A 13,513-nucleotide genomic window follows, 5' to 3' on the forward strand; every position below is an offset into this window, starting at 1 on the left:
GACCTATGGCCTTGCTGAACGATCAGTTCGAGTTCACAAGGCCTCAGGTGCTCACGCTGGCAGCGGGCGTGATGCAGCTCGCGTTCGGGTGGTTCGACCTGTTCGGGTTGAACCCCAACTACCGCGTGATCCAGCTCGGTGTCGGGGTCATGGGGATCGTGATGGCGTGGCGGCTCGACACCGCGCGGATGTACGGTCTCGTGCTGCTGCTCGGGTTCGGGATGCTGGCGTTCTCGCTCGACGACCTCACGACGGAGAGCTTCCTGGAGGTCAGAACCGCGCTGATCGGGCTCGTGATCACGCTGGCCAGGCCGGCAAAGCGCGCTCCGAACTGACGTCGCGCCCGACGGAGCGCAGTGCGGTCAGGGTCGCGAAACCCTCCGCCAGCAACGCGGTGTCCGTGCCCGGCACCAGGGACTGCTCGGCGTAGACGTGGACGAGCTCGACCTGGCCGTCGCCCCTGTCGTCGACCCGGCTCTGCACGGTGCCGAACCGCGCGAGCTCGGCCCAGCGCAGGCCGCGCACGTCGGCGTTCGGCACGTTCAGCGACAGCACCGGGGTGTCCGGCATCTCCAGCAGCATCGGCAGCACGACGCGCACCACCTCGCCCGCCTTGTCCCACAACGGTTCGGGCCCGTCCAGTCCCACGTCGAGCGACACCGCCATCGACGTGACGTCGTTGAGGTGCCCGGTGAGCGCCGCGCCGACGGTGCCGGAGTGCAGGACCGCCCGGCCGACGTTCGCGCCCAGGTTGATCCCGGACAGCACCACGTCGGGCTTGCCGCCGAAGCCGCCGCGGCACGCGATCAGCGAGATCAGACTCGGATGCGCCGCGACCGCGTAGGCCTCCACGTCGAGGCCGGGCAGCGAGCGGCGTTCGCTGACCACCCTGCCGTCGTCGCCGATCGCCGCGACCGACGCACTGGTGCCGCTGGCCTGGGTGACGGGTGCCGCCACCAGCACGTCCAGTCCGGATTCCAGGGCGGCAGCTGCCAGCACGGCCAGGCCGGGCGAGTCGATTCCGTCGTCGTTCGTGATCAGCGCGCGCATCCGCTCATTCCTCGATCGGCTCCAGTTCCACGCGGTTGCTCAACTCGCGCACGGCGTCTCCACTGCCGCTGCCGAGGCCGTGGCGCGTCACGTTCACCGCTCCGGCGGCCGCGCCGAGCTTCACCGCGTCCGTCAACGACATACCCAGTGCGAGGCCCGCTGAAATCCCCGCGGTCATCGAGTCGCCGGCGCCGCGCGTGTCGACGGGTTCCAGCTTGGGCATGCGCACGAGGTAGAGCTGGTCTTCGAGCAGCGCCAACGCCGGTTCGTCGGCACGGGACACGATCACGCCGTGCACGCACGACTCGGCGATCTCCCTGGCCTTGGCGATGAGCTTGGGCAGCTCCTCCTCACCCAGTTCCTCATGCGACACCTTGACGACGTGCGGGCCGCCGCGCACCGCCTCGGCGAGCCGGTCCCCCGCGAGGTCGACGATCACGCGGCAGTCGTTGCTGGTCAGGTCGGCGGTGAGGCGGTAGTACGTCTCGTGGGGCAGCACGCGGTCGTCGGACGGGCCGCTCAGCACCGCCGTGCCCGCGCGGATCCCCTCGATCAACGCCAGCTCGTAGACGTCGTCGAGCTCGTGGCGGGACAACGCGTCCGGGAGCATCTCGACCATCTCGGACCTGCTGCCGTCGCGGCGGTCGTGCACGTACGCGCCGTTGCGCGCGGCGACCTGGCGTGAGCGCAGATCAACGTGCTCGCCTTCCATCAACGTGTGCAACACACGGCCTGTCTCGCCGCCGAACGTCGCGCAGACGACGGCTTCGACGCCGAGGGCGGCGATCATCCTGGACTGCCAGAAACCCTGGCCGCCGGCGTGCAGGTGCACGTCCGGCTCACCGTCGAGGTCCTCGACGGTGACGGTCAGTTGAGGGGACGGGGCAAATACGGCAACTCGGGCATCCACGACGTTCTGGTACCCGGTGCGGGCGAACGCTATTCGCCCGCACCGGATGAATCAGACATCAGCAGGCGCCACCGTCACGCCAGACGCCCCACTGGCCGGTGGTGCCGGGCTCCTCGCCCCGCGTCCACCACTGAGCGGTCCACTTCTTGCTGTTGTGCGACACGACGTTGCCGCCGGTGTAGACCTTGTCGCGCTCCCACGCGGGCTGCGTGCAGGGACCGGGGCCAGGACCGCCGGTCTCCCACGGAACCTGCGTGGACTTGTAGAAGTTGATGCCCATCGTGGTCCAGCGCGGGCCCTGGGCTCCCAGGCGCACCTTGAACTGGTCCCAGTTGTGCGTCGACCACGGCGACCAGGCCAGTTCGGCGATCGCGCCGAGCCTCGGGAACGCCATGAACTCGATGTCCTGCCCCGTCACCAGCGTCTCGCTCCACAGTGGAGCCTCGACACCCCTGACCGCGGACTCAGGCACCCCGCTCACGTGCGTGCCGGGGTTCCAGTCGTAGGCGGTCTGGACCTCGATCAGGCCGGCCCAGGACAGGCCGAGCGGCGTGCTGGAGTTGTACTTCATGTCCAGGTACGCCTTGTTCGCGGGCGACATGATGACCTTGTGGCCGCGTGCCGCCGCTGCCTGCACCACGGCGTTGGACGTCGAGGTGCCCCAGTACTGCGGGATCGTGGCGGTGTCGGTCGTGGTCTTCACGAACTCGTGCCAGCCCAGCGCCGTCTTGCCGTACTTCTTCACGATCGGCAGCGTCCTGTCCATGAACGTCTGGTAGTCGGCGTCGGGCGTGGAGTGCGCCTCGTCGCCGCCGATGTGGAAGTACGGGCCGGGCGTGAGCGCGGCGATCTCGCGGATCACGTCGTCCACGAACTGGTAGGTGATCTCCTTGTTCACGCACAGCGAGGAGTAGCCGACCTCGATGTCCGTGCGCAGCGGCGGGGCCTGGCCGTTGCAGTTGAGCTCCGCGTACGACGCCAGCGCGGCGTTGGTGTGGCCGGGCAGGTCGATCTCGGGGATCACCGTGATCTTGCGCGAGGCCGCGTACTGCACGATCTCGCTGTACTGCGCCTTGGTGTAGTAACCGCCGGGGCCGCCGCCGACCTGCGTGCTGCCGCCGTACGTCGCCAGCCGCGGCCAGCTGTCGATGACGATCCGCCAGCCCTGGTCGTCGCTCAGGTGGAGGTGGAAGTAATTGATCTTGTACAGCGCCAGCTGGTCGATGTAGCGCTTGACCGTCTGCACCGGGTGGAAGTGGCGGGCCACGTCGAGCATCGCGCCGCGGTAGGAGAAGCGCGGGTGGTCGACGATCAGGGCGCCCGGCACGGTCCACGGACCGGCCTGCGCGGTCGTGCTCTCCACCTTGGCGGGCAGCAGCTGCCGCAGCGTCTGCACGCCCGCGAACAAGCCTTCCGAGGTGTTGGCGCGCAGGACGATGTTCCCAGCCGAGACGTCGAGCTGGTACCCCTGCTGGCCGACCGCGCCCGGAGCGCCCGAGAGCAGCAGCGAGATGCCGTCCGACGGCGTGCCCGTCGTGTCGGACACCGGGAACGCGTAGCCGGTCGAGGGCCGCAGCACTCCGGCCAGGAAGGTGCCCACGTCACGGGCGGCCGCCGCGGTGTAGATCTTCGTGGCGGCCGTCAGGGTGTGCGTGACACCGGACTTGGACTGCACCGACACCGGGACCGGTACCAGGCTCTGCAACGGCTCCGCGGCTTGCGACTGCGCACTCACGGACAGCGCTGCCGTGACAGCGATGACCGCGGCCAGAACGCGAGTTCTCACGACTCCTCCTCACGAGTCGGGGGCGGCGACCCTGCCTCCAGCGTGCTCAAACATCCCTTTTGTCGTCAATGGTCTGGGCCAATTTCTTTGCTCGGGACCGGCCTTCCGCGCCGCGGAGGTGGTGGCAGAATCGGCGGATGGGGGATTTCGGGAAGCTGGTCGCCGATGCCGTTCCGCCGATCGAGGCGTTGATCCCCGGCGAACCGGCGGCGGCACTGGGCCGCCACACCGCGCGCAGGAGGCCTGACGAGTTCCCCGGCGTGCCGGTCGTGCGGCAGGCACTGCACCTGTTCCCCGGTCTGCCCGCCGAACGCCTGCTGGGCGCGCTGGAACTGGGCGTCGCCCGGCTGGAGCTGACCGCGCCCGCCGAGGTCGTCGCGGGGTTGCGACCTCTGCCGGACGGCAGCGTCTTCGGGTTGATGTCGGCGAGCGGGCAGAGCGCGATGGCGACGCCGATGAGCCTGGTGAACGCGCTGCACCCCGGCGCCCTCGACCTGGTCGTCGAGCAGGTGCGCGCACACCTCCCGGACCTCAGCGACGTCACGGGTGACGAGGCCGCCATCGTGACGAAGCGCGGAGCCGCACACCTCGCGGTGGCCGTGGTGGTGTCGAGGGCGGTCCTCAACGCGCTGGGCACGCCCGCCGCGGCCGACCCGGTCGCGGCCGTCGGGATCGCGATCGGCGCGGCGGTCGAGGTCCTGCCGGACGTCCCGATGCCGCCCGCGTACGAGCAGGCGTTGCTGGAGAAACGGCGTGCCGAGTACCAGGGCCTGTCCTGGAGCACGAACGTCCCGGTGTCCGGCCACGAGTTCGTGTTCGCGGAGGAGGCGAGCTTGCCCGGCACGGACTTCACCACCACCGGGATCGTCGCGGCGGTCGACACCGGTTTCGCCGTGCGCACGGGGATCTCCGAGGGAACGGTCCCGGTGTCGGTGCGCGTGCTGCTCGACGTGCCGCGAGAACCGGAGATCGCGGACTGGGAGGAGGTCGCCGAGGCGAGCTTCACCGCGCGCGAGGGCGATGCCCGGCTCGGTCACGGCGCGATGCCGCCCTGGCCGGGTGAGTTCCGCGTCCGCGTCCACGCGCACGGCCGCGACGGGGACGACGACGAGAGCTACCACCTGCTGATCTGGCCGGCTCCGCACACGGAACCGTTGGCGCTCAAGAAGACCGACCGGCTCGGGCACCGCCTGCGCGGCGAGCCGGAGCCCGAGCGGGCGGCGGCACCGGAGGCCGCACTGCGGTGGCTGCCGGCGCAGCTCGGTTCGGCGGCGACCGTCACCGTGGTCACCGGTCTCGGCGCCGGCGACGTGGACGGCTTCGGCGAGGACTCGATCACCGTCGAGATCGGCGGTGGCGTGGTCGTGCTGGAGGACAACAACTACGCCGGCACCGAACGCGGCGTGCTGGAACGCCTCTCCCGCAACGGAAAGGCGGCCAGCCACTTCTGGAACGGCAACGGCGACAGGTGCCTGTCGTTCGCCCGCGGCGGCAGCGTCCTGGCATCAACCGAACCGTGGGGGCACACGGACTTCGGCGACGACCCGGAGGTCGTCGCCGCTCTGGACGGACTCGACTTCGGTGTGTGGCGGCACAAGGACGCCAAGGGGGTCACGGCGGTCACCCGCTTCACCGGCACCGTGCTCCCCCAGGACGACCTCACCGCCGCACTCCAGCGGCTGGTCAGTAGGTGGGAAGGCTGAGGCTGTTCACGATCTCGTCGAAGTCGTCGACGGGAGCGCCACCGCTGGCCTGGTTGCGCAGCGCCATCTCCTGGTTGGCGAGCACGTACGGCCGCAGGATCTCCTCGTAGCGCCGGAAGGCCGTCGAGGCGTCCGCGGCGAGTTCACCGGCGAGCACGTACGCGCCGACCAGCGCCATGCTGGTGCCCTGCCCCGACAACGGCGATCCGCAGTAGCCGGCGTCCCCGAGCAGCACGACGTTGCCGCGCGACCAGGAGTCCATCCGGATCTGGCTCATCGAGTCCATGTGGAAGTCGGGCGCCTCCCACATGTGCTTGACCGCGGTCGGCCACGCCCAGCCCGCGCCCTCGAACTTCTCGGCCAGCACACGACGTTGTGCGTCCGCATCGCGGTGGTCGAAGTCCGGTTCGCCGTTGAAACCCATGTACACGCGGCATTCCGTGTTCGAACGGGCGCTCATGATGCCGCCGCCGACCTCGCCGCCCTGCTGGAAGGTCTGCCAGTGGTCGAGGCCGAGGAAGTTCGGCGCGGTGAACACGGCGAGGTTCATGCCGAGGTGCGAGACGAACTCCGACTCCGGGCCGAACACGAGCCTGCGGACGTTGGAGTGCAGGCCGTCGGCGCCGACGACGACGTCGAAGTCGCGCGGGGCGGCCTTCTCGAACGTGACGCGGTTGCCGTCGATCGAGGTGATCGTGTCGTCGAACAGGTACTCGACGCCGTCCACCGCGTCGAAGAGCATCCCGGCGAGGTCGTCGCGCAGCAGCTCGACGTCGGGGCTCGCCAGGTCGCCGCCGCTCAGGGTGTGCGTCGTCGAGCGGTACAGCTCGTTGCCCTCGGCGTCGACCACGTTCATCCCGCGCATGTTGGTGCTGAACGACCGCAGCCGGTCGCCGAGCCCCATGCGCTCGATCACCTCCAGTGCCGGTCCGCGGACGTCGATGGCCTGGCCGCCGGGCCGCAGGCCGCGGTGCCTCTCGACCACCGTGACGCCGAAACCGTGGTGGCGCAGCCAGTACGCGAGCGCGGGTCCGCCGATGCTGGCGCCGGAGATCAGAACGTTCTTCATGGTGTGGCCCCCTGTGAGTCGGTGATGCCCACAAGGTGCCGACGGCCGCTGACCGTCCGCTGACCATCGGCGGTCAGCGGCTGACAGCGGGTCCCGTGAGCCGCAGCGCCGACGTGCCGAGCCCGGAGGGGCCCTGCCTGAACACGGGGATCTCCCCGGCCTGGGAGTACCGGCTGGTCTCCTCGTGCCAGTGGACGATCCCGGCGATCCAGTCCTTCAGCTCGTCGGCGTACCGGGTCAGGCCGGCGCGTGCCCCGGCGTCCAGCGAGAGGTCCTCGAACATCTTCGGCAGGTCGGTGCCGACGGATTTCACGAACTGCCCGAGCCGCGCGTCCATCAACGCGTAGGTGATCTCGAAGGCGCGTTTCTGGGGCACGCCGAGGAAGTTCTCCACCACGCGGACCATGTTGTGCACCTCGCCCTCGTGCTGGATCTCCTTCAGGTACGAGAAAACGTCGTTGAGCATCGTGCAGTAGTCCATGGCCGACCGTTCCATGGTCTGCACTACCCGCGTTTCCCACAGCTCCGCCGGAACGGTCGCGGAATGCGAGAAGCGCGAGAGCGAGGTCGTCAGCTCCGAGCCGAACGTGCTGCGCCGCATCTCCACGTAGTCGACGGGGTCAGGAATGCGGTTGTGGTGCATGTTGACCACCTCCCACACCCACGCGTCGAGCATCGCGTCGACGGTGTCCCGGAAGGTGGCGCGGAACGCGGGCGTCATGGGCGCCGCGGTCCGTTGCCACAGGTCGGCGAGCGAGAGTTCCATGGCGTTGCCCGGAACGACGGTCTGCACGAGGTCGAGAGGCATGCACGCCTTGAGGCGCGCTGTCTGCGTCTTCAGGCCGAGGAGGTTGCGGGTCTGGCCGAACCACAGCGGGTACACGTCGTCGGCGTACGTGCCCCAGGTGAGCCAGCAGCCGGACAGGAACAGCTCCTGCGGCGTAGCGTCCGGGTCGATTCCGGCCGAGCAGAGCGGGAAGTCGAACCCGCGCACCTTGCCCTCGTCCCAGACGCCCTCGCCCGTCATACCGTGCTCGACGGCCCACGCGACGACCTCGTCCCTGGCCTGGTCGACGTGCGGGCTCAGGGTCAGCGTGAACGGCGTCGTGAACTCCGGCAGCGCGTACGGCTCGACGACCTTCGGCGTGCTGGAGAACTGCCTGATCCGTTGCGGCATGGTCCTGGCGTACGAGCCGAGGACGCCGAGCTGGGGCTTCGGATCTTTGTTCATGTACCGCGACGACCGCAGGTGCCACTCGTGGCCGCCCGCCTGCCAGTCCTGCAGGCCCTTCACGTAGCCCAGGACGGCCGCGCGCCCGATGGGGTCGATGGCGTGCTCGTCGAGCAGGATCGGCACCTCGGTGAGCGCCGTGTGCTCGAACTGGTGCAGCCGCGAGGTCAGCAGGTCGTTGACGGCCTCCGCGGCCTGCTGGGTCGGGAGGTCGAGGAACTTCTCGAACACCAGCACGCCGTTGGACAGCTCGCCCTCGTCGAGCACCTCGCGTTCGTAGGAGAACAGGTCGTTGCGCAGGTGCACGGCGTCGCTGAAGGTGTCGCGCAGGACCCCGATGGGGCGGGACGACGCGATGCGCGCGGGCACTTCGAGGCCGACGGCGTGCTCGACGAGGTTCGCGCTCCACGGCGCGCCACCGACCTTGCGACGCATCTCGACGTACTCGATGGGGTTGGACAGGCGCTGGGAGCTGATGTTGAGCAGCTCCCACATCGACTCGTCCAGCAGGTGCTTGGTGTTGGCGGCGAACCGCTCGCGCCAGTCCGGCGAATGGGCGGGGACGGTGCGGCGCCAGAGGTCGGCGAGGCCCTTCTCGACCGGGTTGGCCGGGATCTCCCTGACGACACCGTTGATCGGCATGAACAACGGCAGCCGGTCGAGGTAGGCCTGCGCGCCCTTGATGTCCGGGTTTCGCTTGTACAGCTCGACGAAGTGGTCGTCGAAGTAGAAGACCCACACGTACCAGTCGGTGATGAGGTCGAGCGCCTCACCGTCGCAGTCGGGGTGCGTGTACGCGCAGAGCAACGCGTAGTCGTGCGATTCGAGGTCCTCTGCGGTCCAGATCGCGGTGCCGTGCTGCGGCACGTCGACCATGTCCATCTCGTGCGCCCAGGCACGGGTGTGGACGCGGGCGCGTTCGAGGTTCGGGTTCAGCCGGGCCGGGTGGGGCGTGTAGAACTCCGGCAGCTGGAACGGCTGCATGTGCGTTGGACCTCCGCGCGTCGGGCTGGACGCACTGCACGCAACCAGCCCGGCACACGGGAACGCCAGATGGTGGAACCTTGATCCACACGAGCGTGGATCGGTGTCGCCCGTTCAGAGCAGTGCGGCCTCGCCCGGCGACACTCAGCGCACCAGCGACTGGGCGCTCAGCTTCACCGCGAACGGGAATTGCAGCTCGATGATTTCCTCGCCGTCGGAACGGGCCTGTTCGACGTACACGCCGTTTTCGAGGTGCAGACAACGCAACCACGGCGCGTCGTAATCGATCATCCAGTAGTTCTCGCAGCCGACTTCCTGGAACTTCGCCCGCTTGAGTTCGAGGTCCACGTGTCGCGTGCGCGGCGACAGGACCTCGACCGCCAGCACCGGCGGCCCGATGAGCGCCTGTTTCGAGAACTGCTCGCGCCGGCCCACCACCAGGTCGGGGATGAAGACCGTGTCGTCGGCGAGCACGACGTCCACCGGAGCCGGGAGGACCTCGAGCTCCGGAGGGCAGGCAGCGGTCAGCGCCACCAGCAGGCGGGCGACGACCCGCTGGTGGACGGGGCGGGGTGAGGGGCTCATGACCAGCACCCCGTCGACGAGTTCGAAACGGTGCCCATCATCAGGCATCGCCTCCAGATCCGCCCACGTCAGCGGTCTGCCGTGGGGAAACGTCGGGACACCATCCATGGTGCGTTCCACCCCCTGGTCGAGGCCACCGTCCGCCGGACGGATCCCGGCGATGCCATTAGACAAGACTGGTCCGATTCGCACGACTCGCAAGCCCCTTTTGGCCGACCCCACACCACTGCACGCACACGTCTCCGTCAACACCGTCCCGCAGGGTGAGCGGTGACTGGTCCTGCCGTGGACGGCACCACCCGGACGGAGCAGCGAGATGGTTTCAATCGAACAAGTGGCTAATTTTTGATCAATTTTCGGGCGATTTTCGGTAACGCACACCGCCTCGCCAATTGCTCGCGAATGCGACCCTAACGGAATCTTACGAGCGAGCCAAGCACTCCGTTGGAGCAATAGCTCACGAGTACCTCACACTGCGGTGATCAAAACACATCCTCGCGGCCGCCGCTCGAATTCCGGTGAATCCGTGTGATCGCGGTGGGGACGACGTGGGGACGGGCTCGCACACCCTCGGTGGCATCACCACCGAGGGGAGCCAGGGGATGCGCAGGACGTCGGACAGGATCGGGCAGTGGGTGGCCTTCGCCGTGCTGGCGGCGGCCGTGATCACCGTGGTGGTGCTGGGGCTTTCGCTCTAGCCAGGGTCGCCCGGACGAAGGCGAGGGTGCGGGGCTGGTGGCCGCGCTCCGCGGCCTCCAGCGCCTGCTCGGCGTACCGGATCGCCGTCTCCCGGTCGCCGTGCTCCAGGTGCGCGGCGGCGAACTGCTGGAGCACGCGTTCGTCGCTCCACCAGCGGCGCACCTTCTCCAGGTCCTGGAACCGGCTCAGGTAGCGGATCGACTCGGCGGGGCGGCCGCTCGTCAGGGCGTCGAGCGACAACGACATCAGCAGCGTCATCTGCCCGACGTGGTCGCGGACCTCCCTCATCGACGCCAGCACGGCTTCGTCGTCGGGCAGGTTCGTGTACTCCCGGCACAGCCTCGCGACGTCGCGCGCCAGCGCGCCCGCGGCGGCGAGGTGGCCCATCTCGTAGCGCCAGCGGGCGAAGTCGGACAGCGCGAGCGCCTCGCCCCGCCGGTCACCGCACTCCCGGAAGGCGGCGAGCGAGCGTTCCATGCAGTCCAGGCATTCCTCGTCCTGGTAGGCGTCGAAGTGCGCGTGGGCGATGTTGTTCAGCGTCACCCCGAACTCGCGGACGTCGCCGCGTGCCTCCACCAGTGCGGCCGCTTCCCACATGTGCGCGAGGGCCTGCTCGTTCTCCCCCCGCTCCGCGTGGTTGATGCCGATGTTGTGCAACGCGTTGGCGATTCCGGTGGGCGCGTCGGCCTCGCGCATGAGCACGAGACCGCGTTGGAACAGCTCCATCGACGTGTCGTAGTCGCGCCGTTCGCGCGCGATCATGCCGAGCAGTCCCAGCGCTGAAGCCTCACCGCGCACATCACCGATCTGCCGCATGAGCACGACCGCTTCGCGCAGGTGTTCCTCCGCCTTCGGGTTGCCGTCGTCCATGTACGCCGAACCCAGGCCGCGCAACGCTTCCGCTCGCGCCTTCAGGTCACCGAGCGCGTGTGCGGCCGCGAGCGCGACGCTCTGCACCTCGACGCGCTCCCTGCCCGATCCGTGCAGCCACAGGTAGTGCGCGAAGTTGCTCGGCAACTGCCAGGCGTGCCCGTAGTGCCCCTCGTACGCGGCCAGGTACACGGCGGCCCTGAGGTTGCGGCGTTCCACCTCCTGCCACACGAGGGCCTCGACCGGGGTGGTGAACACCGGCGGGTCGACCGGTTCGCGGGTGACGGCGGAGTGGAACTTCGGGCGACCGGGGGCGATCTTGCGGGCGGAGTTCTCCGCGCCGCGCAGGTAGAGGTCGAGGATCCGGGTGATCGCCTCGGCCCTCTCCCCCTGCTCCACCAACGCCTTCGCGTGGTCGGCCAGCAGGTCGTGGAAGCGGTAGCGGCCGTTCTCCTTCTGCTGCACCAGGTGCGCGTCCAGCAGGTCGTCGAGCAGCCGTTCGGCCTCCGCGCGGGTCGTGCCGATCACCGCCGCCGCGAGGTAGGTGTCCCAGTCCTCCCCCGTGTGCAGGCCCAAGCGGCGGAACAACCGCTGCTGGTCGGCCGTGAGTTGCCGGTAGGACAACGAGAACGCGCCCGCGACGCTGCGTTCGCCGGCGGTCAGCTCCGTGAGCCGCTGCTCGGTGAGGCGGCGGACCAGGTCCTTCGCGGACCACGCCGGCCTCGTGCGCCAGCGGGCGCCGACGATCCGCACGGCCAGCGGGAGGTACCCGCAGAGCCGCACGACCTCCCGGCAGTCCTCGCCGTGCCTGCGGGTGATGCTCGTCAGCAGGTCCAGTGAGTCCTCTTCGGACAGCACGTCCAGCGAGATCGTGCTGGCCGCGTCGAGGTCCACGAGCCGGCGCCTGCTGGTGACGAGCACCAGGCCGGTGCCGGGCAGCAGCGGACGGACCTGGGCGGCGCTGCCCGCGTTGTCGAGCACCACGAGTGCCTTGCGGTGCGCCATTTCCGCGCGCCACCGGGCCGCACGGGCGTCCAGGCCGTCCGGGATGCCCTGCGCGGGCACGCCCAACGCGGTCAGCAACGCCAGCAGCGCGTCGGACGGGGTGCGCGGCTCGACGCCCGCCGTGTAGGAGTGCAGGTCCACGAACAGTTGTGCGTCGGGGAAGCGCGACGCCAGCCGGTGCGCGGCGCGGACCGCGAGCGTGGTCTTGCCGATGCCGGCCATGCCGTCGATCGCGGTGATCGCGACGCACCCGGACGGCACGGCGGCGAGGATCTCGTCCAGGTCCGAGGCTCGGCCCGCGAAGTCGGCGATGTCGCCCGGCAGGTCGTTGCGGGCGCGGGGTCTGTTGTCGGCGGTGAGCACCTGCCGGTGGGCCTGCTGCAGGTCCCTGCCGGGGTCGAGGCCGAGCTCCTCGGCGAGCCTGCCGCGGATGTCGTCGTACGCCCGCAACGCCTCGGTCTGCCGGTCGCAGCGGTGCAGCGCCACGATCAGCTGCGCCCACATCCGTTCCCTGGTGGGGTGTTGCCCGGTGAGGGATCGCAGTTCGGGCACCAGCCGCTCGTGCCCGCCGGCGGCTAGGTCGGCCTCGATCCGCGCTTCGAGGGTCGTCAGGTACTTCTCGGTCAACGCCGGCAGGTGGTCGCGTTCGAGGACGTCGCTGCCGATGTCGGCGAACGGGCGCCCGCGCCACAACGCCAGCGCCGCACGGGGTTCGAGCCGGTCGAACCGGTGGACGTCGACCTCGTCGGGCCGCACGTCCAGCAGGTAACCGCCAGGCCTGGTCAGCACCAGCGACGGCAGCACCTCGCGCAGGCGGCCGACCGCGGTCTGCAGGGCGTTGCGCGAACCGCCCGCCAGCTCGACGAGTTCGTCGACCCCGACGACCTGCCCCGGCCGCAGCAGGAGCGCGGCGAGCACCACGCGCCGCTTGCCCGGCGGGACGTGGACCCGGCGCCCGTCGAGCACCACCTCCAGCGGCCCGAGCAGGCCGAACGACCTCACGTCCACTGGCCCCAGTGCACGACCTCGTCGAACGCCTTGCGCTTGCGCCGCAGCGGCGAGGCACCCTCGGAGATGCCCTCCTCCGCCGGGTGCCCGATCGCGATCATGCCGATCGGCACGTACGCGTCCGGCACGCCGAAGGCCGCACGAAGCTCCGGCCAGGTCTCCTTGTCCGTGCCGAAGAAGACGGCACCCAGGCCCTCGTCGACGGCGGTCTGCAAGATCAGCAACGCGGCCATGCCGGTGTCGATGTCCCAGTACGGCACCGGCCAGCCGTCCTCGTCGCCGAGCGAGGTCCAGGCCTTGTCCGGCTGGGAGTAGCGCTCGAGGTAGACGGACTTGGCGGAGAACGGGATGACGACGACGGGCGCCGTCTTCGGGTCCTCCCCGGCCCACCACTCGAACATCTCGCGCAGCCGCTGCAGCTGCTCGCCCTGCAGCACGAGGAACCCCTGGCCCTGCGAGAACCCCGCCGACGGACCGCGCACGGCGTTGCGCATGATCCGCTGGATGCTCTCCTCGCTGACCGGCTCGTCGGTGAACTTGCGCACCATCCGCCTGCGACGGACCACGTCCTGGAACTCCACGGCTACCCCCAGTCGTCTCGACTCGACCGTAG

The 13,513-nt window shown here is 69.6% G+C and carries 11 protein-coding genes; 3 read left to right on the forward strand and 8 right to left on the reverse strand.

What is annotated here, in order from left to right:
• Positions 1 to 5 precede the first annotated feature (5 nt).
• The gene (locus ACFWN2_RS20260) at positions 6 to 335 is read left to right on the forward strand and encodes a hypothetical protein (protein WP_382429336.1); all 330 of its coding nucleotides are present in this window, start codon (positions 6 to 8) and stop codon (positions 333 to 335) included.
• Here the strand turns inward: ACFWN2_RS20260 and surE are convergent.
• From surE to ACFWN2_RS20275, 3 genes are read right to left on the reverse strand one after another with little or no spacing between them, the layout of a single operon-like run.
• Positions 298 to 1,050, reverse strand: coding sequence for a 5'/3'-nucleotidase SurE (surE, locus tag ACFWN2_RS20265; protein ID WP_382429338.1), 753 nt, complete (start codon positions 1,048 to 1,050; stop codon positions 298 to 300). The two genes, ACFWN2_RS20260 and surE, sit on opposite strands and share 38 nt — an antisense overlap.
• A gap of 4 nt (positions 1,051 to 1,054) precedes the next feature.
• The gene (locus ACFWN2_RS20270; RefSeq protein WP_382429340.1) at positions 1,055 to 1,960 is read right to left on the reverse strand and encodes a 1-phosphofructokinase family hexose kinase; all 906 of its coding nucleotides are present in this window, start codon (positions 1,958 to 1,960) and stop codon (positions 1,055 to 1,057) included.
• Between the two features lie 58 nt (positions 1,961 to 2,018).
• The gene (locus ACFWN2_RS20275) at positions 2,019 to 3,746 is read right to left on the reverse strand and encodes a family 20 glycosylhydrolase (RefSeq protein ID WP_382429342.1); all 1,728 of its coding nucleotides are present in this window, start codon (positions 3,744 to 3,746) and stop codon (positions 2,019 to 2,021) included.
• A 137-nt stretch (positions 3,747 to 3,883) separates the two neighbouring features.
• Here ACFWN2_RS20275 and ACFWN2_RS20280 point away from each other — a divergent pair, with 137 nt between their 5' ends.
• Positions 3,884 to 5,449 (forward strand): DUF6461 domain-containing protein, encoded by a 1,566-nt coding sequence (locus ACFWN2_RS20280; protein ID WP_382429344.1) that lies wholly within the window; start codon positions 3,884 to 3,886, stop codon positions 5,447 to 5,449.
• On the opposite strand, the gene ACFWN2_RS20285 is transcribed toward ACFWN2_RS20280, so the two are convergent.
• The 3 genes from ACFWN2_RS20285 to ACFWN2_RS20295 form a co-directional block, all read right to left on the reverse strand.
• Positions 5,430 to 6,518 (reverse strand): FAD-dependent monooxygenase, encoded by a 1,089-nt coding sequence (locus tag ACFWN2_RS20285; RefSeq protein WP_382429346.1) that lies wholly within the window; start codon positions 6,516 to 6,518, stop codon positions 5,430 to 5,432. The two genes, ACFWN2_RS20280 and ACFWN2_RS20285, sit on opposite strands and share 20 nt — an antisense overlap.
• A 73-nt stretch (positions 6,519 to 6,591) precedes the next feature.
• The gene (locus ACFWN2_RS20290; RefSeq protein WP_382429348.1) at positions 6,592 to 8,733 is read right to left on the reverse strand and encodes a germacradienol/geosmin synthase; all 2,142 of its coding nucleotides are present in this window, start codon (positions 8,731 to 8,733) and stop codon (positions 6,592 to 6,594) included.
• A gap of 144 nt (positions 8,734 to 8,877) precedes the next feature.
• Positions 8,878 to 9,438, reverse strand: coding sequence for a Uma2 family endonuclease (locus ACFWN2_RS20295; RefSeq protein ID WP_382429350.1), 561 nt, complete (start codon positions 9,436 to 9,438; stop codon positions 8,878 to 8,880).
• A gap of 428 nt (positions 9,439 to 9,866) precedes the next feature.
• On the opposite strand from ACFWN2_RS20295, the gene ACFWN2_RS20300 reads away from it, so the two are divergent.
• Positions 9,867 to 10,016, forward strand: a complete 150-nt coding sequence (locus ACFWN2_RS20300) for a hypothetical protein (RefSeq protein WP_382429352.1) — start codon at positions 9,867 to 9,869, stop codon at positions 10,014 to 10,016.
• Here ACFWN2_RS20300 and ACFWN2_RS20305 read toward each other — a convergent pair.
• Together ACFWN2_RS20305 and ACFWN2_RS20310 are read right to left on the reverse strand one after the other, a co-directional pair.
• Positions 9,985 to 12,900 carry a BTAD domain-containing putative transcriptional regulator gene (locus ACFWN2_RS20305; RefSeq protein WP_382429354.1) on the reverse strand — a complete coding sequence of 972 codons (2,916 nt, stop codon included), beginning with the start codon at positions 12,898 to 12,900 and terminating at the stop codon, positions 9,985 to 9,987. The genes ACFWN2_RS20300 and ACFWN2_RS20305 overlap by 32 nt on opposite strands.
• Complete coding sequence (locus ACFWN2_RS20310; RefSeq protein ID WP_382429356.1) at positions 12,891 to 13,481, reverse strand: nitroreductase family protein; 591 nt, start codon at positions 13,479 to 13,481, stop codon at positions 12,891 to 12,893. The genes ACFWN2_RS20305 and ACFWN2_RS20310 overlap by 10 nt, the downstream gene beginning before the upstream one ends.
• Positions 13,482 to 13,513 lie beyond the last annotated feature (32 nt).

The organism is Lentzea sp. NPDC058436, assembly GCF_042721515.1.
Taxonomy (GTDB): domain Bacteria; phylum Actinomycetota; class Actinomycetes; order Mycobacteriales; family Pseudonocardiaceae; genus Lentzea.